Origin of the sequence: Scandinavium goeteborgense, assembly GCF_003935895.2 — a bacterium.
In the GTDB taxonomy this organism is placed as follows: Bacteria; Pseudomonadota; Gammaproteobacteria; order Enterobacterales; family Enterobacteriaceae; genus Scandinavium; species Scandinavium goeteborgense.
In genome coordinates this window covers 3,816,209-3,840,807 of sequence record NZ_CP054058.1, presented here as the reverse complement: position 1 = coordinate 3,840,807, position 24,599 = coordinate 3,816,209, and the positions used below count along the sequence as shown (strand labels likewise).

Here is a 24,599-nt window from a genome sequence, read left to right as displayed (position 1 = left end):
GATGACTGATTACCAGGATAAAAACGTCGTCATCATTGGTCTGGGAATGACCGGGCTTTCCTGTGTCGATTTCTTCCTCGCGCAGGGTGTGACCCCGCGCGTGATGGATACGCGTGTATCGCCTCCTGGACTGGATAAGCTGCCAGAAGACGTTGAGTGTTTTGTCGGTGGCCTGAATGATGATTGGCTGCTGGCGGCGGACTTGATTGTCGCCAGTCCTGGTATGGCTCTGGCTCACCCTTCGCTGAGCGCCGCTGCGGATGCGGGCGTTGAAATCGTGGGTGACATTGAACTGTTCTGTCGTGAAGCGCAGGCGCCGATTATTGCCATTACCGGTTCGAACGGTAAAAGCACCGTCACCACGCTGGTGGGTGAAATGGCGAAAGCCGCGGGTGTGAACGTCGGCGTGGGCGGCAACATCGGCCTGCCTGCGTTAATGCTGCTGGACGTCTCGCGGGAACTGTACGTGCTTGAGCTTTCCAGCTTCCAACTGGAAACAACCTCCAGCCTGGAAGCGGTGGCCGCGACGATCCTCAACGTGACCGAAGATCATATGGATCGCTATCCGTTTGGCCTGCAGCAGTATCGTGCCGCCAAACTGCGGGTCTATGAAAATGCAAAAACCTGTGTGGTGAACGCTGATGATGCGCTGACCATGCCGGTTCGCGGTGCCGATGCGCGCTGCGTCAGTTTCGGCGTCAACATGGGTGACTATCACCTCAATCGTCAGCAAGGCGAAACCTGGCTGCGCGTGAAAGGCGAGAAAGTCCTGAACGTTCGTGAGATGAAACTGACAGGTCAGCACAACTACAGCAACGCGCTGGCGGCGCTGGCTCTGGCAGATGCCGCTGGCCTGCCGCGTGCCAGCAGTCTGAAAGCGCTGACCACGTTTACCGGTCTGGCGCACCGTTTCCAGGTCGCACTGGAGCATAACGGTGTGCGTTGGATTAACGATTCCAAAGCGACCAACGTCGGCAGTACCGAAGCCGCGCTGAACGGGCTACATGTTGACGGCACGCTGCATCTGCTGCTGGGCGGCGACGGTAAATCAGCTGATTTCTCTTCGCTGAAGACCTGGCTGAAAGGCGACAACGTGCGTCTGTGGTGCTTTGGTCGTGATGGTGATGCGCTGGCGCAACTGCGTCCTGACGTGGCCGTTCGTACTGAAACAATGGAAGAAGCAATACGTCTGATTGCTCCGCAACTGAAACACGGCGACATGGTTCTGCTCTCTCCGGCCTGTGCCAGCCTGGATCAGTTTAAAAATTTTGAACAGCGCGGGGATGTGTTTACCCGCCTGGCGAAGGAGCTTGGTTAATGCGTTTATCTTTCCCACGCCTGAGAATGCCCCATATGCCGGGATCCGGAATCCTGGTGTGGCTGTTTGCGGCATTAAAAGGTTGGGTGATGGGCTCCCGGCAGCAGGATACCGACAGCCTGGTCATGTACGATCGCATGCTGCTGTGGCTGACTCTGGGCCTGGCGGCGATCGGTTTTATTATGGTGACCTCGGCGTCAATGCCGGTGGGTCAGCGTCTGGCGAACGATCCGTTCCTGTTTGCTAAGCGTGATGGTTTGTACATCGTGCTGGCGTTCTGTTTAGGCCTGGTCACGCTGCGTTTGCCGATGGCATTCTGGCAGCGTCACAGCACCGCGATGCTGATTACGGCCATCGCGATGCTGTTGATTGTACTGGTCGTCGGTAGTTCGGTTAACGGTGCATCCCGCTGGATTGCCTTTGGCCCGCTGCGTATTCAGCCTGCGGAATTTACCAAGCTGTCGCTGTTCTGCTACATCGCGAACTACCTGGTGCGTAAAGGCGATGAGGTGCGTAACAACCTGCGCGGCTTCTTAAAACCGATGGGCGTGATATTCGTGCTGGCGATCTTACTGCTGGCGCAGCCGGACCTCGGTACCGTGGTCGTGCTGTTCGTGACCACGCTGGCGATGCTGTTCCTCGCCGGGGCTAAGCTCTGGCAGTTCATCGCGATTATCGGCATGGGGATGTCAGCGGTTGTCCTGCTGATCCTCGCCGAGCCATACCGTATTCGCCGTGTCACCTCCTTCTGGAACCCGTGGGAAGACCCGTTCGGCAGCGGTTACCAGCTGACGCAATCCCTGATGGCCTTCGGCCGCGGTGAGATGTGGGGGCAGGGCCTCGGCAACTCGGTACAGAAACTCGAGTATTTACCGGAAGCACATACCGACTTCATCTTCGCCATCATCGGCGAAGAACTGGGCTATATCGGTGTGGTCCTTGCGCTTTTAATGGTATTCTTCGTCGCTTTCCGCGCCATGTCCATTGGCCGCAAGGCGCTGGAGATGGACCAGCGTTTCTCAGGTTTCCTCGCATGTTCGATTGGTGTGTGGTTCAGCTTCCAGGCGTTAGTTAACGTCGGTGCGGCAGCGGGTATGCTGCCAACCAAAGGTCTGACGCTGCCACTCATCAGTTACGGTGGTTCCAGTCTGATCATTATGTCGACGGCCATCATGTTCTTGTTACGCATTGATTATGAAACGCGTCTGGAAAAAGCGCAGGCGTTTACACGGGGTGTTCGATGAGTGGTCAGGCTAAGCGGTTGATGGTGATGGCGGGTGGTACTGGCGGACACGTGTTCCCTGGGCTGGCCGTTGCGCACCATCTGATGGATCAGGGCTGGCAGATTCGCTGGCTCGGTACCGCTGATCGTATGGAAGCGGACTTAGTGCCGAAGCACGGGATCGAGATTGATTTCATTGAGATTTCCGGTTTGCGTGGAAAAGGTCTCAAGGCAATGCTTTTTGCGCCGATACGTATCTTCAACGCCTGGCGCCAGGCCCGAGCAATTATGCAGCGTTTTCAGCCAGATGTAGTGCTGGGAATGGGCGGATATGTCTCTGGTCCGGGTGGACTGGCGGCGTGGTCGCTGGGTATTCCGGTGGTACTGCATGAGCAAAACGGTATTGCCGGACTGACCAACAAAGGGTTGTCGAAAATTGCCAAAACCGTGATGCAGGCTTTTCCGGGTGCATTCCCGAATGCCGAAGTGGTGGGCAACCCGGTACGCACTGACGTGCTGGCGCTTCCGCTGCCTGAACAGCGTCTGACCGGGCGTGAAGGTGAGATTCGCGTACTGGTGGTCGGGGGCTCTCAGGGCGCCCGTGTATTGAACCTGACGATGCCGCAGGTCGCCGAAAAGCTGGGCGATAGCGTAACTATCTGGCATCAGAGTGGCAAAGGTGGGCAGCAGACTGTGGAGCAGGCGTATGCCGATGCCGGTCAGCCCCAGCACAAAGTCACCGAGTTTATTGACGATATGGCCGAAGCTTACGCCTGGGCCGATGTCGTGGTTTGCCGCTCCGGCGCATTGACGGTGAGCGAAATTGCCGCCGCCGGGCTGCCCGCGATTTTTGTGCCGTTCCAGCACAAAGACAGACAACAGTACTGGAATGCGCTGCCGCTGGAAAAAGCAGGCGCCGCGAAAATTTTTGAGCAGCCGCAGTTTACCGCGGATGCCGTGGCCAGCACCCTTGCGGGCTGGGACAGAAAGACATTGCTGGAGATGGCCGAGCGCGCACGTGCCGCCGCCATCCCGGATGCTACCGAGCGGGTAGCGCAAGCAGTAAGCCTGGCAGCTCAGGCTTAATCATCGCAGCGCCTTTTGCGCTGCACGAATTTTAAGTAGTCGATGGCGTTTAGAGAATGAATACACAACAACTGGCGAAACTGCGTTCCATTGTGCCCGAGATGCGTCGCGTCCGGCACATTCACTTTGTTGGCATCGGTGGTGCTGGCATGGGCGGTATTGCCGAAGTGTTGGCTAACGAAGGGTATCAGATCAGTGGTTCGGACCTCGCGCCGAACCCGGTGACTCAGCAGCTGACGGCGCTGGGTGCCACGATTTATTTTAATCACCGCCCTGAAAACGTGCGCGATGCGAGCGTGGTGGTGGTTTCTACGGCGATTTCTGCGGATAACCCGGAGATCGTTGCGGCGCATGAAGCGCGTATTCCCGTCATCCGCCGCGCAGAAATGCTGGCCGAGCTGATGCGTTTTCGCCACGGCATTGCCGTCGCCGGGACGCACGGTAAAACCACGACGACCGCGATGGTGTCGAGCATCTACGCCGAAGCCGGTCTGGATCCAACCTTCGTCAACGGCGGTCTGGTTAAAGCCGCGGGCGTGCATGCGCGCCTGGGTCATAGCCGTTACCTGATTGCAGAAGCGGATGAAAGCGATGCATCGTTCCTGCATTTGCAGCCAATGGTGTCGATTGTCACCAATATCGAAGCCGACCATATGGACACGTACCAGGGCGATTTCGAAAATTTAAAGCAGACGTTTATTAATTTTCTGCACAACCTGCCGTTTTATGGTCGTGCGGTGATGTGCGTTGATGACCCGGTTATCCGCGAGCTTCTGCCCCGCGTCGGTCGTCAGATTACAACGTATGGCTTTAGCGACGACGCCGACGTGCGCGTTGAAGATTACAAACAGATTGGCGCGCAGGGGCACTTTACGCTGATTCGTCATGATAACGCGCCACTGCGCGTGACGCTGAACGCACCGGGCCGTCACAACGCCCTGAACGCGGCGGCAGCGGTGGCGGTTGCCACAGAAGAAGGCATCGAAGACGACGCTATTCTGCGCGCACTGGAAAGCTTCCAGGGTACAGGCCGTCGTTTCGACTTCCTGGGTGAGTATCCGCTGGCAGGCGTTAACGGTAAAAGCGGTACCGCTATGCTGGTGGACGACTACGGTCACCACCCAACGGAAGTGGATGCGACCATTAAAGCGGCTCGCGCGGGCTGGCCGGACAAAAATCTGGTTATGGTGTTCCAGCCGCACCGCTACACGCGTACGCGTGACCTGTATGATGATTTTGCCAACGTGCTGACCGAAGTTGATGCGTTGCTGATGCTGGAAGTCTATGCCGCGGGTGAAGCGCCGATTCCGGGAGCGGACAGCCGTTCCCTGTGCCGTACCATTCGCAGTCGCGGTAAAGTCGACCCGATTCTGGTGTCGGACCCGGCGAAAGTCGCTGAAATTCTGGCGCCGGTCCTGACCGGTAACGATTTGATTTTGATTCAGGGCGCGGGAAATATCGGCAAAATTGCGCGTAACTTAGCTGAAATCAAACTCAAGCCGCAAACACAGGAGGAAGAGCGCCATGGCTGATAGAATCGCTGTCCTCCTCGGGGGGACCTCCGCGGAGCGGGAGGTTTCACTGAACTCCGGCGCGGCTGTGCTGGCAGGTTTGCGCGAGGCGGGTATTGACGCACATGCGGTCGATCCGCGTGACGCAGATATCACTCAGCTGAAAAACCTGGGTTTTAAGAAAGCGTTTATTGCACTTCACGGTCGCGGTGGGGAAGATGGCACGTTGCAGGGCTTACTGGAACTGACGGGCCTGCCTTACACCGGCAGTGGCGTGATGGCTTCTGCACTTTCGATGGACAAACTGCGCAGTAAATTGCTCTGGCAGGGCGCAGGACTTCCGGTTGCGCCATGGGTCGCGTTGACACGTACTCAGTTCGCGCAGGGCCTGTCTCAGGACGAAGAACAGCGTATTGCTGCACTCGGTTTACCGCTGATTGTGAAGCCAAGCCGGGAAGGTTCCAGCGTCGGAATGTCGAAAGTGGACGAAAGTGGTGCACTTCACGATGCCTTAACGTTGGCTTTTCAGCATGATGAAGAAGTTCTCATCGAAAAATGGTTAAGCGGGCCGGAATTTACCGTCGCGGTACTCGGCGAAGAAATTTTACCTTCGGTTCGCATCCAACCGGCCGGAGTCTTCTATGATTATGAGGCGAAGTATCTCTCTGACGAGACGCAGTATTTCTGCCCTGGTCGTGAAGATTCGGCGCGTGAGCAAGAAATGCAGGCCCTGGTACTCAAAGCCTGGAACATTCTCGGGTGTTCAGGTTGGGGACGCATTGATGTAATGCAGGACAGCGATGGTCAGCTTTATCTGTTGGAGGCTAACACCTCCCCAGGCATGACCAGCCACAGTCTGGTGCCGATGTCGGCACGTCAGGCCGGCATGAGCTTCTCGCAGTTGGTGGTACGTATTTTGGACCTGGCGGGTTGATATGTCGCAGGCAGCACTGAACACACGGAACCGTGAAGAAGAAGAGGACGATATCGCTTCTTCACGCAGAAATAATGGAACGCGTCTTGCAGGGATGATGTTCCTGCTCGCGGTATTATTCACCGTGTTGATGAGCGGCTGGATGGTACTGAACTGGATGGAAGATGCGCAGCGTCTGCCGTTATCCAAGCTGGTAGTGACCGGGGAACGTCACTACACGCGTAACGATGATATTCGCCAGGCAATTCTGGCGCTCGGCTCGCCGGGCACGTTTATGACTCAGGACGTGAATATCATTCAGAGTCAGATCGAACGCCTGCCCTGGATTAAGCAGGCAAGCGTTCGTAAGCAGTGGCCGGACGAATTGAAGATTCATCTGGTTGAATATGTGCCGATTGCGCGCTGGAATGATCAGCATATGGTGGACACCGACGGTAACGCATTTAGCGTGCCGGCCGAGCGCACCAGTAAGCAGAATCTGCCTATGTTGTATGGCCCGGAAGGTAGCGAGAACGAAGTGCTGCAAGGCTATCGCGATATGGGACAGATGCTGGCGAGAGATAAGTTTACGTTGAAAGTGGCGGCGATGACCGCACGCCGCTCCTGGCAGCTGACGTTGAATAACGACATCAAACTGGACCTGGGGCGCGGCGATACGATGAAACGGCTTGAGCGCTTTATAGAACTCTATCCTGTTCTTCAGCAGCAGGCGCAAACCGATGGCAAACGGATTAGCTACGTTGATTTGCGTTATGACTCAGGCGCGGCAGTAGGGTGGCAGCCCGCTCCCGTAGAGGATACACATCAACAACAAAATCAGGCACAGGCAGAGCAACAATGATCAAAGCGACGGACAGAAAACTGGTAGTAGGACTGGAAATTGGTACCGCGAAGGTAGCCGCTTTGGTAGGGGAAGTTCTGCCCGACGGAATGGTGAATATCATTGGTGTGGGCAGCTGCCCATCCCGTGGTATGGACAAAGGCGGTGTGAACGACCTGGAATCCGTGGTGAAATGCGTACAGCGCGCCATTGACCAGGCCGAATTGATGGCTGATTGCCAGATTTCTTCAGTGTATCTGGCGCTTTCAGGCAAACATATTAGCTGTCAAAATGAAATCGGGATGGTGCCGATTTCTGAAGAAGAAGTAACCCAAGAAGACGTTGAGAACGTGGTGCATACGGCGAAGTCTGTACGCGTACGCGATGAACACCGTGTTCTGCATGTGATTCCGCAAGAGTACGCCATCGACTACCAGGAAGGGATCAAAAACCCGGTAGGTTTGTCCGGCGTGCGTATGCAGGCAAAAGTGCACTTGATCACCTGTCACAACGATATGGCGAAGAACATTGTCAAAGCCGTGGAACGTTGTGGTCTGAAAGTGGATCAACTGATTTTCGCCGGGCTGGCATCAAGCTATTCCGTATTGACGGAAGATGAACGTGAGCTGGGTGTCTGCGTAGTAGACGTTGGCGGTGGTACAATGGATATCGCCGTGTATACCGGCGGTGCGCTGCGTCACACTAAAGTTATCCCGTATGCCGGGAATGTAGTGACCAGCGACATCGCTTACGCGTTCGGTACGCCACCAAGCGATGCCGAAGCGATTAAAGTTCGTCATGGCTGTGCGCTGGGTTCCATCGTTGGTAAAGATGAAAGCGTTGAAGTCCCAAGCGTCGGCGGTCGTCCACCGCGTAGCCTGCAGCGTCAGACGCTGGCAGAGGTTATTGAGCCTCGTTATACCGAGCTGCTCAACCTGGTGAACGAAGAGATTTTGCAATTGCAGGAACAGCTGCGCCAACAAGGTGTCAAACACCACTTGGCCGCAGGGATTGTTCTTACCGGTGGCGCGGCGCAAATTGAAGGCCTGGCGGCCTGCGCTCAGCGCGTGTTCCATACGCAGGTGCGCATTGGCGCGCCGCTGAACATCACCGGACTGACGGATTATGCTCAGGAGCCGTACTATTCAACGGCTGTGGGCCTGCTGCACTACGGAAAAGAGTCACATCTGAGTGGTGAAGCGGAAGTGGAAAAACGTGTCGCAGTGAGTTCGTGGATCAAACGAATCAATACCTGGCTGCGAAAAGAGTTTTAATTTTTTAAGAGAGCGTCGAAAATTAGCGCTCTCAGGCGACAGGCACAAAACGGAGAGAAACTATGTTTGAACCTATGGAACTGACCAACGACGCGGTGATTAAAGTCATCGGCGTCGGTGGTGGCGGTGGCAACGCCGTCGAACACATGGTGCGCGAGCGCATTGAGGGTGTTGAATTCTTCGCAGTGAACACTGACGCTCAGGCGTTACGTAAAACGGCTGTCGGCCAGACGATTCAGATTGGTAATGGGATTACCAAAGGTCTGGGTGCTGGCGCAAACCCGGAAGTCGGTCGCAATGCGGCAGACGAAGACCGTGAAGCACTGCGTGCAGCCCTTGATGGCGCTGACATGGTGTTTATCGCGGCTGGCATGGGCGGCGGTACCGGTACGGGTGCTGCACCTGTTGTTGCTGAAGTTGCCAAAGATTTAGGTATTCTGACCGTTGCTGTCGTGACTAAGCCATTCAATTTTGAAGGCAAAAAACGTATGGCGTTTGCGGAGCAGGGTATCGCCGAGTTGTCCAAGCATGTGGACTCTCTGATTACCATTCCTAACGACAAACTGCTGAAAGTGCTGGGTCGTGGCATTTCCCTGCTGGACGCATTTGGTGCAGCGAACGACGTGCTGAAAGGCGCTGTTCAGGGTATCGCCGAGCTGATTACCCGTCCGGGTCTGATGAACGTCGACTTTGCCGACGTGCGCACTGTCATGTCCGAAATGGGCTACGCAATGATGGGCTCTGGCCTGGCAAGCGGTGAAGACCGTGCGGAAGAAGCGGCTGAAATGGCTATCTCTTCTCCACTGCTGGAAGATATCGACCTGTCTGGTGCGCGTGGCGTGCTGGTTAACATCACCGCTGGCTTCGACCTGCGTCTGGATGAGTTCGAAACCGTGGGTAACACCATCCGTGCGTTTGCATCGGATAACGCGACCGTGGTTATCGGTACTTCTCTGGACCCGGATATGAACGACGAACTGCGTGTGACCGTAGTTGCTACCGGTATCGGTATGGACAAGCGTCCTGAAATTACCCTGGTAACCAACAAACAGCAGCAGCAACAGCCAGTAATGGATCGCTACCAGCAGCACGGCATGTCGCCGCTGACGCAGGAGCAGAAACCGGCAGCTAAAGTGGTTAACGACAATACGCCGCAGACCACCAAAGAACCGGATTATTTGGATATCCCAGCATTCCTGCGCAAGCAAGCTGATTAAGAATTAGCTGGAATTTGGGCATCTGCGCTCTTTGTGCTAAACTGGCCTGCCGAATGTATAGTACACTTCGGTTGGATAAGTAATTTGGCGAGATTATACGATGATCAAACAAAGGACTCTTAAACGTATCGTTCAGGCGACTGGTGTCGGTTTACATACTGGCAAGAAGGTCACACTGACGCTGCGCCCTGCGCCGGCAAATACCGGGGTCATCTATCGTCGCACCGACTTGAATCCACCGGTTGATTTTCCGGCAGATGCCAAATCTGTGCGTGATACCATGCTCTGTACTTGCCTTGTCAACGAGCATGACGTGCGGATTTCAACGGTTGAGCACTTAAATGCCGCCCTGGCGGGTCTGGGTATCGACAACATCATGATTGAAGTCGATGCGCCTGAAATCCCGATTATGGATGGCAGCGCTGCCCCGTTCGTTTATCTGCTGCTCGACGCAGGCATTGATGAACTGAACTGTGCGAAGAAATTTGTGCGCATTAAAGACACGGTTCGCGTAGAAGACGGCGACAAATGGGCTGAATTCAAACCGTTTAATGGTTTCTCGTTGGATTTCACCATCGACTTTAACCATCCGGCGATTGACGGCAGCAACCAGCGTTATGCTATGAACTTCTCTGCGGATGCGTTCATGCGTCAGATTAGCCGAGCACGTACTTTTGGTTTCATGCGTGATATCGAATATCTGCAGTCCCGTGGTTTGTGCCTGGGCGGCAGCTTCGATTGTGCCATCGTTGTTGACGATTATCGCGTACTGAACGAAGACGGTTTGCGCTTTGAAGATGAATTTGTACGCCACAAAATGCTGGATGCTATCGGTGACCTCTTTATGTGTGGTCACAATATCATCGGTGCATTCACCGCGTACAAATCAGGTCACGCACTGAATAATAAACTGCTGCAGGCAGTCCTGGCCAAACAGGAAGCCTGGGAGTTTGTGACCTTCGAAGACGACGCTGAACTGCCACTGGCATTCAAAGCACCGTCATTGGTTCTGGCGTAAGCCTGACACCAAACTGTAAATTCGACTGGTAACCTGGTACTCTCTCCGTCCAGGGAGCCAGTCGTTTTTTCTTTTTAGCCCCCTCCTAAAATCCTTCATTCTTCAATTCTTCCTGTTTCTCACTTGCCTGACGTGTGCGATCGCTGCTTTCCTGAGCACATTTTCGCGCGGATTGCCGTCATTCGTGCTGCTGGCGTGAGCCATTAATGGTACTATCTGAACGCTTAAAAATTTTGAAGGGTTGCCTGGCAATCAAGGTGAAAAGGTAAGTGAACGGAATACTGACGCGCTGGCGACAGTTTGGCAGACGATACTTCTGGCCGCATCTCCTGTTGGGGATGGTCGCGGCAGGTTTCGGCTTGCCTGCGATTGCCAACGCCGCAGAATCCACGCCACCGACCAAAACCGCCAGTAGCCACACGGCGACCACAAAAGTCAGTTTCACTCATCTGGCTTTACTGGAAGGCAACCGTCGACCAACGTTTACCGTCGATTACTGGCATCAGCACGCCATCCGCACGGTCATTCGTCATCTTTCCTTCGCGATGGCGCCACAGGCGCTGCCGGTCGCAGAAGCTTCTGCTCCCCTTGAAGTACATCACCTGGCCCTGCTGGATACGCTCAGCGCACTGCTGATGCGCGAAAGCCAGCAGCCGGTTATCGTACGTTCGGTGGCATACAGCCGTGACTCCATTTCACATCACGCCTTTTCTGTCAGCGCCTGGGTAAGCCAGGTACACGGCATCCGCGCCGGACCTCAACGCCTTAGCTGAAAAAAAATAAACTTCATCTAATGACTAAAACTCCGCATGGCGGGGCGATTGAGATTTTAATTATGCTTAATTTATTGACCAAAGTTTTCGGTAGCCGTAACGATCGTACACTGCGTCGTATGCGCAAAACTGTAGTACAAATCAATGCCATGGAACATGCGCTGGAAAAGCTCTCTGATGACGAGCTCAAAGCGAAAACCAACGAATTCCGTGAGCGCCTGGAAAAAGGCGCAACCGTAGAGAGCCTGATCCCGGAAGCTTTCGCGGTCGTCCGTGAAGCCAGTAAACGTGTCTTCGGCATGCGTCACTTCGACGTACAGCTGCTCGGCGGTATGGTTCTGAATGACCGCTGCATCGCGGAAATGCGTACCGGTGAAGGTAAAACCCTGACCGCAACGCTGCCAGCGTACGTCAACGCCCTGTCAGGTAAAGGCGTTCACGTGGTCACCGTCAACGACTATCTGGCACAGCGTGATGCCGAAAACAACCGTCCGCTGTTCGAGTTCCTGGGGATGAGCGTTGCGGTAAACATGTCCGGTATGCCAGCTCCGGCGAAGCGTGAAGCATACGCCGCCGACATCACCTACGGTACCAACAACGAATACGGATTCGACTACCTGCGCGATAACATGGCGTTCAGCCCTGAAGAACGCGTTCAGCGTAAACTGCACTACGCATTGGTCGATGAAGTGGATTCAATCCTCATCGATGAAGCGCGTACCCCGCTTATCATCTCCGGTCCGGCTGAAGACAGCTCCGAGATGTACAAGCAGGTAAACAAAATTATCCCGTATCTGATTCGTCAGGAAAAAGAAGACTCCGATACCTTCCAGGGTGAAGGCCACTTCTCTGTGGATGAGAAATCGCGTCAGGTAAACATCACCGAACGTGGTCTGGTGCTGGTCGAAGAGCTGCTGGTTCGCGAAGGCATCATGGAAGAAGGTGAGTCCCTGTACTCGCCGACCAACATCATGCTGATGCACCACGTGACCGCTGCGCTGCGTGCCCACGTGCTGTTCACCCGTGACGTTGACTACATCGTAAAAGATGGCGAAGTGATCATCGTCGATGAACACACCGGACGTACCATGCAGGGGCGTCGCTGGTCTGACGGTCTGCATCAGGCGGTTGAAGCCAAAGAAGGCGTGGACATTCAGAACGAAAACCAGACGCTGGCTTCCATCACTTTCCAGAACTACTTCCGTCTGTATGAAAAACTGGCGGGTATGACGGGTACTGCGGATACCGAAGCGTTCGAGTTCAGCTCCATCTATAAACTCGACACCATCGTGGTGCCAACCAACCGTCCAATGATCCGTAAAGATATGCCGGACCTGGTCTACATGACCGAGCTCGACAAAATCGGCGCGATTATCGAAGACATTAAAGAGCGTACCGCTAACGGCCAGCCGGTACTGGTGGGGACCATCTCCATCGAGAAATCCGAAGTGGTTTCAAACGAGCTGACCAAAGCGGGTATCAAGCACAACGTTCTGAACGCAAAATTCCACGCCAACGAAGCAGGTATTGTTGCTCAGGCGGGTTACCCGGCGTCGGTGACCATCGCCACCAACATGGCGGGCCGTGGTACGGATATCGTATTGGGTGGTAGCTGGCAGGAAGAAGTTGCCTCTCTTGAAGAGCCAACGCCTGAGACCATCGCCCAGATCAAAGCGGACTGGCAGGTGCGTCATGATGCCGTTCTGGCCTCCGGCGGTCTGCATATCATTGGTACTGAGCGTCACGAATCTCGCCGTATCGATAACCAGCTGCGTGGCCGTGCAGGTCGTCAGGGTGATGCCGGTTCTTCCCGCTTCTACCTGTCGATGGAAGATGCCCTGATGCGTATTTTCGCGTCCGATCGCGTTTCCGGCATGATGCGTAAACTGGGTATGAAGCCTGGCGAAGCGATTGAGCACCCGTGGGTGACCAAAGCGATTGCCAACGCACAGCGTAAGGTAGAAAGCCGTAACTTCGATATTCGTAAGCAGCTGCTGGAATATGATGATGTGGCAAACGATCAGCGTCGCGCGATCTACTCCCAGCGTAACGAACTGCTGGACGTGTCTGATGTGAGCGAAACCATCGCCAGCATCCGTGAAGACGTGTTCAAAACCACCATCGATGCGCACATTCCGCCACAGTCTCTGGAAGAAATGTGGGATGTCGAAGGCCTGCAGGAACGCCTGAAAAACGATTTCGACCTCGACATGCCAATCAAAGAGTGGCTGGATAAAGAGCCGGATCTGCACGAAGAAACACTGCGTGAGCGCATTCTGCAGAATGGCATCGAAGTCTATCAGCGCAAAGAAGAAGTGGTTGGCACCGAAATGATGCGCCACTTCGAAAAAGGCGTGATGCTGCAGACGCTCGACTCCCTGTGGAAAGAGCACCTGGCAGCGATGGATTACCTGCGTCAGGGCATCCATCTGCGCGGCTATGCGCAGAAAGATCCTAAGCAGGAGTACAAGCGTGAATCGTTCTCCATGTTCGCGGCCATGCTTGAATCACTGAAATACGAAGTGATCAGCACCCTGTGCAAAGTGCAGGTGCGTATGCCGGAAGAAGTTGAAGCGATGGAAGAACAGCGTCGTGAAGAAGCTGAGCGTCTGGCACAGATGCAGCAGCTTAGCCATGCGGATGACAACACCGCTGCTTCCGAAGAGCTGGCAGCCCAAACCGGCGAGCGCAAAGTCGGTCGCAACGATCCGTGTCCGTGTGGTTCAGGTAAAAAATATAAGCAGTGCCATGGTCGTATCAACTAAGCTCTGCTAAACACTCAGATCTGCGAAACGAAGGCGCTGGTGACAGCGCCTTTTTTATGGAATGAAGACAATGAAAAAACTGCAAATTTCAACCGGGATCCTGCGCAACGCCGCGGGCGAAATCTTTATCACCCAGCGTGCCCCCGATGCGCATATGGCGAACATGTGGGAGTTCCCGGGCGGAAAGATTGAAGAAGGTGAAAGCCCGGAGTTGGCGCTGGCGCGAGAGTTATTCGAAGAAGTGGGGATTTTGCCGGAATCTGCCATGCTGTTCGATAAGCTGGAGTTTGAATTTTCGGACCGACATATCACGCTGTGGTTTTGGCTGGTAGATAGCTGGCAGGGCGAGCCGTGGGGGAAAGAGGGTCAACCGGGACGCTGGGTCGCACAGAAGGATCTGTTGGCAGAAGAGTTTCCGCCTGCCAACGAACCGGTTATTGCCAAACTGGTCGCGCAGGCTTAAATCTGCTCTTCGCTCCAGTCATCGCTATCAGACAGATCGCCGCTGCTTGGGATCCGCTTCTCTTCGGCGGCCCACTCACCTAAATCAATCAGCTGGCAGCGTTTGCAGCAGAAGGGGCGGAACGGACTCTGTTCGCCCCAGATGATGCTCTTGCCACAGGTGGGGCAGTTTACGTTGATCACTTCACTCATGATGATTCCTTAACAACAAGCCAGTTCGAAATCCAGACGCTCTGGAACAGTGCCATTTTCGCTGTCCAGAGGCAGGAAGCGGATGGCAAAACGGCTCTTGTGGCCGGAGATTTGCGGGTACAGCTGATCGTCAAGCACCAGTTGAAGACGCAGAAGGTCAGCATCTTCGCCATTATCCTGGAAGAAACCATTCAAGCTGGTTTGCTTACGGAATGCCGCGGAATTACGGATCAGATCGACGATAAGCGTCAGGGCCTGATTCATTGGCTCGAGGCTTTCCAGCCAATGTGTTACTTGCGCGTCGCGCTTCGACTGTGGGGCATGCAGCCAGATGTGCAGCGTGGGTAAATCAAAACTACAGCAGCCACCTGGAATGCTCAGACGCTGGCGGACCAGAGCAATCAGTTTGTCTTCGCGCAACAGCTGACCTACGCGCGGTGCAGTCATAAGAATGCTGCTGCTGTTTTTCAGCTGTTGGCGCAGAGATTCAATACGGCTTTTGTCGACGCCCGGGACTTCATCCCACTGTTTCAGTTTACGCTGCTGGCGCTCCAGCTCTTTCAGTAAATCTGTACGAACTTCACCGCGTTCGAACACATCCAGTAAGTCCCCAATATTTCTAAAAAAATGCAATGCGCTGGCGTGATCGCGTACAGGCAGGTTGCAATTCAGTTGCTGAACCAGGAACTCAATGCGAAGCCAGGTGCGCATTTTCTCATTCAGGGGATGTTCAAAGAGGACGTGGGTGTGCATTACGATTTTTCCTGTGAATCGGCCTGACGTGCCAGCTTCAGATAGCTGTCGTGCAGGCGGGCTACATCCAATGCGATGGCATCTGGTGCGCCGTTGTTATCAATGACGTCGTCCGCCACGGCGAGGCGCTGTTCGCGCGTAACCTGGGCGGCTAAGATCTGTCTTGCATGTGCCTCTGACACATTATCGCGCTGCATCGTGCGCTGGAGCTGTGTTTCCTCAGAAACATCGACCACCAACACCCGGTCAGCTTTTTTCCAGAGCTGATTTTCCACCAACAGCGGAACCACCCACAGAACATAAGGCGATGTCGCCTGCTGCATCTGACGCTGTGTTTCCTGCTGGATCAGGGGGTGGAGAAGGGCATTAAGCCAGGATTTCTCAGCGGGATTAGCGAAAATTCGCTCCCGCAGCTGACGACGATTCAGGCTGCCATCGGGCAAGCGTAGCGCATCGCCAAAGTGGCTGACAATGGACTGTAACGCCGGCGTACCGGGTTCGACAACCTGACGAGCGATGATATCGGCATCAATAACGTTAATACCTAAGTCGGCAAAGGCATTCGCAACGGTGCTTTTTCCGCTCCCGATGCCACCTGTTAACGCGACTGTATAACCCATACCACCCTATCCTGTGAATAATTACCGCTACAAATCAACCGGTTAAATTTATGCTTTACGGTGACTATGACGACAAACGTTAAAATCGCTGTTCACCAGGTAAATTTGTACGATTGTAGCGTAAAAAAAGTGAAAATCGCAGTCTTGCGAAGGGATGATTACTGCGTATGATAACGTCACTGGAGTTGTGCTAAGTCCATTTTTGCCTCTAACCCCAGGAATCCGTACATGCGTATCGAAGAAGATCTGAAGTTAGGTTTTAAAGACGTTCTTATCCGCCCTAAACGCTCTACCCTCAAAAGCCGTTCCGAAGTTGAGCTGGAACGCGAATACACCTTTAAGCATTCTGGTCAGAAATGGTCTGGCGTTCCAATTATTGCTGCAAACATGGATACGGTTGGCACCTTCGCAATGGCAAAAGCCCTGGCGTCGTTCGGAATTCTGACCGCTGTGCACAAACACTATTCTGTTGAAGACTGGAAAGCCTTCGCGGGCAGCGTATCTGAAGATGTGCTGAAACACGTGATGGTTTCTACCGGTACATCCGACGCGGATTTCGAAAAAACCAAACAGATCCTCAACCTGCATTCTGCGTTGAACTTCGTCTGCATCGACGTGGCAAACGGCTATTCCGAGCACTTTGTTCAGTTCCTGATTAAAGCGCGTGAAGCCTGGCCGACCAAAACCATCTGTGCGGGCAACGTCGTGACCGGTGAAATGTGTGAAGAGCTGATCCTGGCTGGCGCAGACATCGTGAAAGTCGGTATCGGTCCAGGTTCCGTTTGCACCACCCGTGTAAAAACCGGTGTTGGCTATCCGCAGCTGTCTGCAGTTATCGAATGTGCCGATGCGGCACACGGTCTCGGCGGTCAGATAGTCAGTGATGGCGGCTGTACCACGCCGGGCGACGTAGCGAAAGCCTTCGGTGGCGGCGCTGATTTCGTGATGCTGGGCGGTATGCTGGCTGGTCACGAAGAAAGCGGCGGCACTGTTGTTGAAGAGAACGGCGAAAAATTCATGCTGTTCTACGGTATGAGCTCCGAGTCTGCGATGAACCGTCACGTCGGTGGTGTTGCGAAATACCGCGCGGCAGAAGGCAAAACCGTTAAACTGGCGCTGCGTGGTCCGGTAGAAAATACCGCCCGTGATGTCCTCGGTGGCCTGCGTTCTGCCTGTACCTATGTCGGTGCATCACGCCTGAAAGAGCTGACTAAACGTACGACCTTTATCCGCGTGCAGGAACAAGAGAACCGCGTGTTCAACAGCCTGTAATGCCGTGAATCGCTGGCGAGTCTTGCGCCAGCGATTACCCTCCACTGATAGCATCCCCCAGATGAAAAATCGGCAGATACATTGCCACCACCAGTGTTCCGATAATAATTCCCGTCACCAGTAACATCACCGGTTCGAGTAACGTTGCCAGATTCTCAGCCTGCTGTTGCGTTTGCTCACTGTGATAGTGCGAGAGATTCCCGAGCATTTTATCGAGAGAGCCCGACACCTCACCGGTTCTGACCAACTGCTTGCACAGCGGCGTAAAGATTTTTTGCTGCTCCATTGCCTGCCAGATGGCATTCCCTGTGGCGATTGATTCGCTCATATGACGGATAACGTCGCGCCACCACGGGCAGGTCAGGGTCTTTTCCACGCTTTCCAGCCCTTGCAGAAAAGGGATCCCGGCATTCTGCGTTAAGGCGAGTACGGTATAAATCTGGCTAAGCCTTTGTCCGCGAATCAGCCCGGATACCACCGGAAGTGCTAATAACAGCTGCGGTCGAAGCCGCTGCCAGCGAGGGCTACGGTGCAAAACAGGGCGCAGTAGAAAGGGCAACGTCGTCAGTAATCCAATCAGCGGTAGCCCCTTTTTCACTCCGTCTGACATCGCCATCACCATCTGCGTCAGCATCGGAAGCGGCGTATTAAAGGTGCGATAAATGGCGGCAAACTCCGGCAATACAAAGGCACTCATCCCAATCACCACCAATAATGCCAGCAGCAATATTATCAGTGGATAGCGAAGTGCCTTTTTCACCTTTTGGCTCAGCTTATGCTGTTCTTCCTGCTGACGGGCAAGGTGGGCGCAGCAATAATCGAGCTTACCGGTCATTTCACCGGCCTGGATCAGCGTGTGATACAGCGGTGGAAAGGCCTCTGGCCATTGCTGCATGGCGTCGGAAAGTGACTCACCGTGCGCCAGGCGTTGGGCCAGATCCTGCATCATTGCCTGCCACTGTGCGACAGGATGCTGTTCCGCCAACAGCATCAAACTCTCCGAAAGCGTCAGCCCCGCCTGCAGCAATGTGGCCAACTGCTGCATCAGTTCGCTACTGTATTGCGTCCGCCAGTGTGATTTTCGGGTCGTCCGGCGAGTGAGCGACAAAGGCTGAACGCCGTCGCGCCCGGCGCTCGCCATTGCGGCTATTTTATTTTCCGCCCAGACGCTTCCCTGGCGGATTTCGCCGAGCGCTGTTACGCCGCGCCACTGCCAGAGCTGTTTACTCGCCATCAGGGAAGCCGATCACCCGCAGCAGTTCTTCCACTGTGGTTTGCCCTTGTTCGACGGCTTCGCAGCCATGCTCAAACAGGGTCATCATGCCGGAATCACGCGCCAGACGCTGCACGTCTTCCGGGCTGGAACCGGTGACGATGGCCTGTTTCAGAGAGGGCGTAATGGTGAGTACTTCAAAAAGCGCAATACGCCCATGATATCCGTGATAGCAGCGCTCGCACCCGACGGCTCGCCAGCGTGGCAACGCTTTGGGCCACAGGGAGGCCGGAAGCGCGTCATAAAGTCCTTCTTGCTGGCAACAATGCGGGCATAAACGACGCACCAGCCGTTGGGCGATGACCAGCAACAGCGCCGAGGAGATCATCCAGCGGGCGACGCCCATTTGTTGCAGCCGGATCAGCGTTTCGGTGGTGGAATTAGTGTGTAGCGTAGACAACACCAGATGCCCGGTCTGTGCGGCGTTGATGGCGATCTCGGCGGTTTCAGTGTCACGTATCTCGCCCACCATCACGACGTCCGGATCCTGACGCAGCAGCGCGCGCAAAACGCTCTGAAAGGTCAGTCCAGCCCGGGTGTTGATCTGCGTCTGATTGATACCCTCGAGCGGGATTTCCACCGGATCCTCGACGCTACACAGATTTATCTCCGGGCGGTTGCGTGCCTGCAGCGCACTGTACAGTGTGACGGTTTTTCCGCTGCCAGTGGGGCCAGTAACCAGCATTAGCCCCTGCGGCTGATGCAGCGCCTGATGAAAGGCGTCAAGTTGGAAGTTGTTCATTCCCAGCGTGTTGATATCCAGCGCCAGCTTCACCTGATGTAGCAGGCGGAGAACCACCTTTTCGCCGCCACGACAGGGCAGGGTGGCGATGCGAAAGGAAACGCTGCGCCCGGAAATGTCGACGGTAAATTGTCCGTCCTGCGGTAATCGTCGCTCGGCGATATCCAGATTACCCAATACCTTGAGTCGGGCAATCAGCGGGGCGCTGAGCGTGGGAGAGAAATCAGGCAGGGAATGCAGCACGCCATCCACCCGCAGCCGAATGCGCAAGAGGTCTTCCCCTGGCTCGACGTGAATGTCGGATGCACGTTGCTGGAGTGCCTGCTGAAAGGTCTGGTTCAGTAATTCAACCACGTTGCCGTTGTCGTCCCTGGCGGCGGGTAAATGTGAATCCTGAGAGGTGTGTAGATGCTGGTCCATACGGGGCTGATCCCAGCATTCAATGTCGATGCGCTTTTGCGTGGAGAACCGCAGGGCAGCCATTAACTCGGTGGGCGGCGTGCCAACCACCGCAATATTCAGAACCTGTTCGCCATTACTGAGCAGTACCGCCTGGTACCGCTGACATAACGTGAGAAGTTGCTCGTTTTTCATTGTCGTGCCTCAGGGTGCCGTGAAGCGGAATACATCTTCACAGGCTTGTTTTAACCCGCTGTCGCTGGCAATGGCGCAGGTGCGTTGCCAGCCAGTGATCCCGTTTTCGGTATCCCACACGGGTTTCAACGTGACGCTCAGTCCATTGAGACTTTCCTGGCCCGTCAGCGTTACGGTGCCCTGCACGACCTCCATGCCGGAAACATAGCGGCTGGTGGCAGGCGAGGGAATACCGTTGCTGCCGCCATCGCACTCGGTTGTGCCGCCGTGGTCGAGAGCGCAAAGCTCAATGGCGGTGCGGTATGGCATAAACGTTTGTAACATGTCAGTGAGGGCGGCTTTTCGCAGGTAGTTTTGATAAGCCGGAATGCCGATGGCACTGAGGATGGCAATAATGCCGATAACTACCATCAGTTCGATCAGGGTGAATCCATGCTGCTTGTCCATGTTTTGCTCCTTGTTTAATGGGAGCACTTTGGCAGTGAAGAATGCAGATGGCGAAGGGAGAAAATGGAATCAGGAAGGATGCTTCAGAGGTTTATGGCAGCTTGCACGTGCGTTGCATTTGACTGCGAAGGGGTTCGCAAACCCCTCCGCAGAATACGTTATTTAAAACGCATCGACAGGTCGAGGGCCTGCACGTGTTTGGTGAGTGCGCCAACGGAGATGTAATCCACGCCGGTTTCAGCAAACTTACGGATGGTGTCGAAGGTCACGTTGCCGGAGACTTCAAGCTGAGCCTGGCCGTTGGTGATGTTCACCGCTTCGCGCATTTGCTCGATGTCAAAGTTATCCAGCATGATGATGTCGGCCCCGGCTTTTAGCGCGGCCTGTAATTCTTCAAGGCTTTCCACTTCAACTTCCACCGGGACATCCGGGTGCAGCCAGAAGGCTTTTTCCACCGCCTGACGTACGGAACCGGACGCAATAATGTGGTTTTCTTTGATCAAGAAGGCGTCCGACAGGCCGAGACGGTGATTGGCCCCGCCGCCGCACAGCACGGCATATTTCAGCGCGGTACGCAGTCCCGGCAGGGTTTTGCGGGTGTCGAGCAGCTGCGTTTTGGTACCTTCCAGTAGGTCAACATAGCGACGGACGTTGCTGGCGACGCCGGAAAGGGTCTGCACAAAATTCAGTGCCGTACGTTCGCCGGTCAGCAGTACGCGCGATGGGCCGTTCAGTTCAAAAAGCGGCTGATTTTCTTCCAGTAAGTCACCGTCCTCAACGTGCCAGGTGATGCTGACGTCGTCCCCGGCGAGTTGAATAAACACTTCTTCCACCCAGCGTTTACCGCAAAATACGCCCGTTTCACGGGTGATTACGATGGCGTGAGAGTGCATCTCTTCCGGCAATAACTGCGCGGTAATATCGTTCGCGGCGTTCACTTCGCCACCTAAATCTTCACGGAGTGCATGGGCTACGGCAGCAGGGATATCAAGGTTAATACGTTCCAGCAGCGCGTCACGACGATGCTCAGGATTGTAGCGGCGAGGCGGCATGATAAAACTCCAAATGGTAAGGAATCATAAGTTATAAACATGCTACTCTGAACCGGATTTCTGCACCATATATTAAGGAGAGCCCGCATGCAGTTACACGGTGGCTGGCTGGAGAACGCCCGTCGCGTTCCATCGCCGCATCATGATTGCCGCCCGGATGATGAAGCGCCTTCGCTGCTGGTGGTTCATAATATCAGTTTGCCGCCCGGCGAATTTGGTGGCCCGTGGATTGACGCATTATTCACCGGAACTATCGACCCTGAAGCGCATCCTTTTTTCGACGAAATTGCCCATTTGCGCGTTTCAGCCCATTGTCTGATTCGTCGTGACGGCGAAATCGTGCAGTATGTTCCCTTCGATAAACGCGCCTGGCATGCGGGTGTTTCATGCTACAACGGACGCGAAAAATGTAACGATTTTTCGATTGGTATTGAGCTGGAAGGCACGGATACGCTGGCGTATACCGACGAACAATATCAGCAACTTGCGGCCTTGACCCAGGTGTTGATGTCGGCTTACCCGGCGATTGCCCGCAATATGACGGGCCACTGTGATATCGCACCTGAACGCAAAACCGATCCTGGCCCGGCATTTGACTGGCCGCGGTTCCGTTCTCTGGTGAGCCACCCGTCAGATAAGGAGATGACATGACGCTGTTTACCACCTTACTGGTGCTGATCGCCGAACGTTTGTTCAAACTGGGCGAACACTGGCAACTCGACCACCGGCTGGAAGTGCTTTTCCGCCGCATCAAGAACTATTCCTTTATTGTCACCGTGCTGATGACCGTCATCGCGATGGCGATTGTGTATGTGTTGCAGTGTGCGCTGCTTGGCGTGCTGTTTAACGTTCCGCTGTTGGTGATGTGGATCCTGATTGGCCTGCTGTGTATTGGCGCGGGCAAGGTGCGTTTGCATTATCACGCTTATCTGAAAGCCGCTTCCCGCAATGATGCCCACGCGCGTGATGCGATGGCCAGCGAGTTGACGCTAATTCATGGCGTTCCGCCGGGCTGTGATGAGCGTGAATTTCTGTGTGAGCTGCAAAATGCGCTGCTGTGGATTAACTATCGTTACTACCTCGCGCCGCTGTTCTGGTTCGTGGTTGGTGGCCCGTTCGGGCCTGCAACGCTGATGGGCTATGCATTCCTGCGAGCGTGGCAAAGCTGGCTGGCACGTTATCAGACCCCGCGGGATCGCCAACAATCCGCTGTCGATGCCATTTTGCACGTACTGGACTGGGTGCCGGTGCGGCTGGTGGGCGTGGTGTATGCGCTGATTGGTCATGGTGAAAAAGCGCTGCCCGCGTGGTTCGCCTCGTTGGGCGATCGTCATACGTCGCAGTATCAGGTGTTGACCCGTCTGGCGCAGTTCTCGCTGGCACGAGAGACGCACGTCGATAAAGTGGAAACCCCAAAAGCGGCGGTGTCGATGGCGAAGAAAGCGTCTTATGCGGTCGTTGTCATTATGGCGTTATTAACGATTTACGGCGCCCTGGTCTGATCCAGGGCTCGTTGTTTTTACAGTGAATCCGCATGCGGGATGCCGAAATCAGGCATCCCGTTTTCTTTCTAATTCAATAAAAGTGTTAACGAGGATCATTAACGCTCGCCGTCAAAATCATATTTAGGAGGCATCGTAGACGTTACTCTATTTCCATCCGCATCACATATCGTTAACCTCTCAGGTGTCGCACCGCTCGGGAGTGCCCTAGCCTCATGGTCATAAAAACAAACATAAGCATTCGAGCGGTACAGTTCATGATGGTCGGAATCACCTTCGCCGTAGCAGTAACTTGCCGCAGGGGTCCCTGCGCCTGAGTCATCCTCACCAAGGCACGCCCAATTAGTTGTGCGACGTAACCCCGACAAGCGGGTATGAATCGCTTCAACATCCCGGATATCAAATTCTTCTGGCAGAAAAATTTGTGTGGGGATGGTAAAAACATAAGGCTTGCCTGAATGAATCGCTCCCCATGATAATGAAGGTGAATAGTATGGGTAAACGGGATTAAGAGCATCATCCTGGCGAAATAATGAGAAAACAGTATTCTTCGGATCGCTTACATCACGACTGTAGGTAAATGTAACAATCCGTCGATCCGTTTCATCATTCACTGCTTCAATCCCGCTTCTTAAAATCAGTGCTTCAACATGGATTAAGTCCAGATGACGATGAGGGAAGTAAATAATTCTCTCTTGTCTGTCACCATAGGCTGAATCAGCTGTCACATCAAACTTGCCCCTCTGGACAGACCTACCGATTGCAGGAAAGAGTATGGTATCAACGCGTAATCTGTTGCCATATTTTTGATAAAGTTGTTTATAGCGCGTGAAGTCAGCATCATTAGCCCAGTAGTCACAATCGGATACATAGTCATGTACAGTGACCGATTCGTGACAGGTAGTGATCGCTAAATTATTTTCCGCCTGTGTAGCGACGTGTCCATAAATATAAGGGTTTGTTTTGGCATCATTAAGTGACAACACCTGCGCGTCATTATTGTCTTCCCCTAGAGCATCCTCGGCGGGCTGTCGTGGCGTGTATCCCTTAAGGGCGTAATCACTTTCATAGTAATCTGCATAATCAGGGCCATCGTAACCCTCAGAAACGACATACATAACATTCACAGCGATATTGGCACCCTCTATATTTTCCCAGTCCCCATCTGCCTTACGGCCAAAAAAGTTTGAGATGGGCATCGCTAATGGAAGATCCATTGGGTTTAGATTATTGGCATCGCGACTCTTATTATCGAACTTAAAGGCTCCCCCTGTGGGGTTACTGGCATCGCTGATAACAGGAAATAAACTTATTACTAACAATATACATTTTAATGAATTTTTATTCATGATATCTCCATATCAATAAAATACGGCGTTATTTCCCAGCTGAATGATTAGACACCATGAATCTGGGGGCAGACGCAAACCTAAGCAATGATGGCTGAGCCCCCAATTTCGAAACCAGAAAATGGCGTTGATGTAATTAAACACATGTCCGCCAGTCAGGGCTCGTTTTAGATATTTATATCAATAATGAGTATTGTAAGTGGAGGCTAAAGTAGCCTAATCCGCTGCGAATGATAAAACAAGCGCCTTAGATAAAAGGTGATGTGAATATGTTAATTTGGGCGGGTCAATATGCTATGTGGCTCATTAGTTTTTGCTAAATTATTCATTAAGGAAAAATAAATTATCCTTCTATGTTATGTGAAGTGTGACCTTTATTTTAGTGCTGGCTATTACATGGATA

General features: G+C 54.0%; 23 protein-coding genes. 15 read left to right on the top strand and 8 right to left on the bottom strand.

The annotated features are described in order from the left end of the window. Position 1: 1 nt before the first annotated feature. The 12 genes from murD (at position 2) to mutT (ending at position 14,401) form a co-directional block, all read left to right on the top strand. The gene (murD, locus tag A8O29_RS19165) at positions 2-1,318 is read left to right on the top strand and encodes a UDP-N-acetylmuramoyl-L-alanine--D-glutamate ligase (protein ID WP_125354636.1); all 1,317 of its coding nucleotides are present in this window, start codon (positions 2-4) and stop codon (positions 1,316-1,318) included. Further along, positions 1,318-2,562, top strand: coding sequence for a cell division protein FtsW (gene ftsW / locus A8O29_RS19160; RefSeq protein WP_110510765.1), 1,245 nt, complete (start codon positions 1,318-1,320; stop codon positions 2,560-2,562). The genes murD and ftsW overlap by 1 nt, the downstream gene beginning before the upstream one ends. After that, the gene (murG, locus tag A8O29_RS19155; protein ID WP_159465606.1) at positions 2,559-3,626 is read left to right on the top strand and encodes an undecaprenyldiphospho-muramoylpentapeptide beta-N-acetylglucosaminyltransferase; all 1,068 of its coding nucleotides are present in this window, start codon (positions 2,559-2,561) and stop codon (positions 3,624-3,626) included. The genes ftsW and murG overlap by 4 nt, the downstream gene beginning before the upstream one ends. A gap of 56 nt (positions 3,627-3,682) precedes the next feature. Further along, positions 3,683-5,158: a UDP-N-acetylmuramate--L-alanine ligase gene (murC, locus tag A8O29_RS19150; RefSeq protein WP_125354591.1), complete on the top strand. Its 1,476-nt coding sequence runs from the start codon at positions 3,683-3,685 to the stop codon at positions 5,156-5,158. After that, positions 5,151-6,071, top strand: coding sequence for a D-alanine--D-alanine ligase (locus A8O29_RS19145; protein ID WP_125354590.1), 921 nt, complete (start codon positions 5,151-5,153; stop codon positions 6,069-6,071). Before murC ends, A8O29_RS19145 begins: the two co-directional genes overlap by 8 nt. Position 6,072: 1 nt before the next feature. Further along, positions 6,073-6,912: a cell division protein FtsQ gene (gene ftsQ / locus A8O29_RS19140; RefSeq protein WP_110510769.1), complete on the top strand. Its 840-nt coding sequence runs from the start codon at positions 6,073-6,075 to the stop codon at positions 6,910-6,912. Next, entirely contained in the window at positions 6,909-8,165 is a 1,257-nt protein-coding gene (ftsA, locus tag A8O29_RS19135; protein ID WP_097162871.1) for a cell division protein FtsA, read from the top strand. The genes ftsQ and ftsA overlap by 4 nt, the downstream gene beginning before the upstream one ends. Before the next feature lie 62 nt (positions 8,166-8,227). Then, the gene (gene ftsZ / locus A8O29_RS19130) at positions 8,228-9,382 is read left to right on the top strand and encodes a cell division protein FtsZ (protein ID WP_110510770.1); all 1,155 of its coding nucleotides are present in this window, start codon (positions 8,228-8,230) and stop codon (positions 9,380-9,382) included. Positions 9,383-9,482: 100 nt separating this feature from the next. After that, complete coding sequence (gene lpxC / locus A8O29_RS19125; RefSeq protein WP_110510771.1) at positions 9,483-10,400, top strand: UDP-3-O-acyl-N-acetylglucosamine deacetylase; 918 nt, start codon at positions 9,483-9,485, stop codon at positions 10,398-10,400. A gap of 269 nt (positions 10,401-10,669) precedes the next feature. Next, positions 10,670-11,173, top strand: a complete 504-nt coding sequence (secM, locus tag A8O29_RS19120) for a secA translation cis-regulator SecM (protein WP_133461004.1) — start codon at positions 10,670-10,672, stop codon at positions 11,171-11,173. 62 nt (positions 11,174-11,235) lie between these two features. Beyond that, the gene (gene secA / locus A8O29_RS19115; protein WP_420853938.1) at positions 11,236-13,938 is read left to right on the top strand and encodes a preprotein translocase subunit SecA; all 2,703 of its coding nucleotides are present in this window, start codon (positions 11,236-11,238) and stop codon (positions 13,936-13,938) included. A gap of 70 nt (positions 13,939-14,008) precedes the next feature. Next, positions 14,009-14,401 (top strand): 8-oxo-dGTP diphosphatase MutT, encoded by a 393-nt coding sequence (mutT, locus tag A8O29_RS19110; protein ID WP_125354589.1) that lies wholly within the window; start codon positions 14,009-14,011, stop codon positions 14,399-14,401. Here mutT and yacG read toward each other — a convergent pair. From yacG to coaE, 3 genes are read right to left on the bottom strand one after another with little or no spacing between them, the layout of a single operon-like run. Then, positions 14,398-14,592 (bottom strand): DNA gyrase inhibitor YacG, encoded by a 195-nt coding sequence (gene yacG / locus A8O29_RS19105; RefSeq protein WP_125354588.1) that lies wholly within the window; start codon positions 14,590-14,592, stop codon positions 14,398-14,400. The genes mutT and yacG overlap by 4 nt on opposite strands. A 9-nt stretch (positions 14,593-14,601) precedes the next feature. Next, a complete protein-coding gene (gene zapD, locus A8O29_RS19100; protein WP_110510774.1) occupies positions 14,602-15,345 on the bottom strand; it encodes a cell division protein ZapD in 744 nt (247 codons plus the stop codon). Beyond that, positions 15,345-15,965 carry a dephospho-CoA kinase gene (coaE, locus tag A8O29_RS19095; RefSeq protein WP_125354587.1) on the bottom strand — a complete coding sequence of 207 codons (621 nt, stop codon included), beginning with the start codon at positions 15,963-15,965 and terminating at the stop codon, positions 15,345-15,347. The genes zapD and coaE overlap by 1 nt, the downstream gene beginning before the upstream one ends. A 228-nt stretch (positions 15,966-16,193) precedes the next feature. Between coaE and A8O29_RS19090 the strand changes: the two genes are divergently transcribed. Continuing rightward, complete coding sequence (locus tag A8O29_RS19090; RefSeq protein WP_110510776.1) at positions 16,194-17,237, top strand: GMP reductase; 1,044 nt, start codon at positions 16,194-16,196, stop codon at positions 17,235-17,237. Between the two features lie 34 nt (positions 17,238-17,271). Here the strand turns inward: A8O29_RS19090 and hofC are convergent, their stop codons facing one another. From hofC to nadC, 4 genes are all read right to left on the bottom strand, one after another. Continuing rightward, entirely contained in the window at positions 17,272-18,471 is a 1,200-nt protein-coding gene (gene hofC / locus A8O29_RS19085) for a protein transport protein HofC (RefSeq protein WP_125354586.1), read from the bottom strand. Next, entirely contained in the window at positions 18,461-19,846 is a 1,386-nt protein-coding gene (gene gspE, locus A8O29_RS19080) for a type II secretion system protein GspE (protein WP_125354585.1), read from the bottom strand. The genes hofC and gspE overlap by 11 nt, the downstream gene beginning before the upstream one ends. A 9-nt stretch (positions 19,847-19,855) precedes the next feature. Beyond that, a complete protein-coding gene (ppdD, locus tag A8O29_RS19075) occupies positions 19,856-20,293 on the bottom strand; it encodes a prepilin peptidase-dependent pilin (RefSeq protein WP_110510779.1) in 438 nt (145 codons plus the stop codon). A 158-nt stretch (positions 20,294-20,451) separates the two neighbouring features. Beyond that, entirely contained in the window at positions 20,452-21,345 is an 894-nt protein-coding gene (gene nadC, locus A8O29_RS19070; protein ID WP_125354584.1) for a carboxylating nicotinate-nucleotide diphosphorylase, read from the bottom strand. Positions 21,346-21,432: 87 nt separating this feature from the next. On the opposite strand from nadC, the gene ampD reads away from it, so the two are divergent. Together ampD and ampE are read left to right on the top strand one after the other, a co-directional pair. After that, the gene (gene ampD / locus A8O29_RS19065) at positions 21,433-21,996 is read left to right on the top strand and encodes a 1,6-anhydro-N-acetylmuramyl-L-alanine amidase AmpD (RefSeq protein WP_125354583.1); all 564 of its coding nucleotides are present in this window, start codon (positions 21,433-21,435) and stop codon (positions 21,994-21,996) included. Further along, positions 21,993-22,847: a beta-lactamase regulator AmpE gene (gene ampE, locus A8O29_RS19060; protein ID WP_125354582.1), complete on the top strand. Its 855-nt coding sequence runs from the start codon at positions 21,993-21,995 to the stop codon at positions 22,845-22,847. Before ampD ends, ampE begins: the two co-directional genes overlap by 4 nt. A 98-nt stretch (positions 22,848-22,945) precedes the next feature. Here the strand turns inward: ampE and A8O29_RS19055 are convergent, their stop codons facing one another. Further along, positions 22,946-24,196 (bottom strand): hypothetical protein, encoded by a 1,251-nt coding sequence (locus tag A8O29_RS19055; RefSeq protein ID WP_174081397.1) that lies wholly within the window; start codon positions 24,194-24,196, stop codon positions 22,946-22,948. Between the last annotated feature and the right edge of the window lie 403 nt (positions 24,197-24,599).

Excerpts from the sequence above, each read along its gene's own strand:
- coaE (WP_125354587.1), bottom strand. The coding sequence starts at position 15,965 with ATGGGTTATACAGTCGCGTTAACAGGTGGCATCGGGAGCGGAAAAAGC.
- ftsZ (WP_110510770.1), top strand. The coding sequence starts at position 8,228 with ATGTTTGAACCTATGGAACTGACCAACGACGCGGTGATTAAAGTCATC.
- ppdD (WP_110510779.1), bottom strand. The coding sequence starts at position 20,293 with ATGGACAAGCAGCATGGATTCACCCTGATCGAACTGATGGTAGTTATC.
- A8O29_RS19055 (WP_174081397.1), bottom strand. The coding sequence starts at position 24,196 with ATGAATAAAAATTCATTAAAATGTATATTGTTAGTAATAAGTTTATTT.
- yacG (WP_125354588.1), bottom strand. The coding sequence starts at position 14,592 with ATGAGTGAAGTGATCAACGTAAACTGCCCCACCTGTGGCAAGAGCATC.
- nadC (WP_125354584.1), bottom strand. The coding sequence starts at position 21,345 with ATGCCGCCTCGCCGCTACAATCCTGAGCATCGTCGTGACGCGCTGCTG.
- ftsQ (WP_110510769.1), top strand. The coding sequence starts at position 6,073 with ATGTCGCAGGCAGCACTGAACACACGGAACCGTGAAGAAGAAGAGGAC.
- gspE (WP_125354585.1), bottom strand. The coding sequence starts at position 19,846 with ATGAAAAACGAGCAACTTCTCACGTTATGTCAGCGGTACCAGGCGGTA.
- murD (WP_125354636.1), top strand. The coding sequence starts at position 2 with ATGACTGATTACCAGGATAAAAACGTCGTCATCATTGGTCTGGGAATG.
- ampD (WP_125354583.1), top strand. The coding sequence starts at position 21,433 with ATGCAGTTACACGGTGGCTGGCTGGAGAACGCCCGTCGCGTTCCATCG.
- zapD (WP_110510774.1), bottom strand. The coding sequence starts at position 15,345 with ATGCACACCCACGTCCTCTTTGAACATCCCCTGAATGAGAAAATGCGC.
- ampE (WP_125354582.1), top strand. The coding sequence starts at position 21,993 with ATGACGCTGTTTACCACCTTACTGGTGCTGATCGCCGAACGTTTGTTC.
- A8O29_RS19090 (WP_110510776.1), top strand. The coding sequence starts at position 16,194 with ATGCGTATCGAAGAAGATCTGAAGTTAGGTTTTAAAGACGTTCTTATC.
- ftsA (WP_097162871.1), top strand. The coding sequence starts at position 6,909 with ATGATCAAAGCGACGGACAGAAAACTGGTAGTAGGACTGGAAATTGGT.
- lpxC (WP_110510771.1), top strand. The coding sequence starts at position 9,483 with ATGATCAAACAAAGGACTCTTAAACGTATCGTTCAGGCGACTGGTGTC.
- murC (WP_125354591.1), top strand. The coding sequence starts at position 3,683 with ATGAATACACAACAACTGGCGAAACTGCGTTCCATTGTGCCCGAGATG.
- murG (WP_159465606.1), top strand. The coding sequence starts at position 2,559 with ATGAGTGGTCAGGCTAAGCGGTTGATGGTGATGGCGGGTGGTACTGGC.
- secA (WP_420853938.1), top strand. The coding sequence starts at position 11,236 with ATGCTTAATTTATTGACCAAAGTTTTCGGTAGCCGTAACGATCGTACA.
- ftsW (WP_110510765.1), top strand. The coding sequence starts at position 1,318 with ATGCGTTTATCTTTCCCACGCCTGAGAATGCCCCATATGCCGGGATCC.
- hofC (WP_125354586.1), bottom strand. The coding sequence starts at position 18,471 with ATGGCGAGTAAACAGCTCTGGCAGTGGCGCGGCGTAACAGCGCTCGGC.
- mutT (WP_125354589.1), top strand. The coding sequence starts at position 14,009 with ATGAAAAAACTGCAAATTTCAACCGGGATCCTGCGCAACGCCGCGGGC.
- A8O29_RS19145 (WP_125354590.1), top strand. The coding sequence starts at position 5,151 with ATGGCTGATAGAATCGCTGTCCTCCTCGGGGGGACCTCCGCGGAGCGG.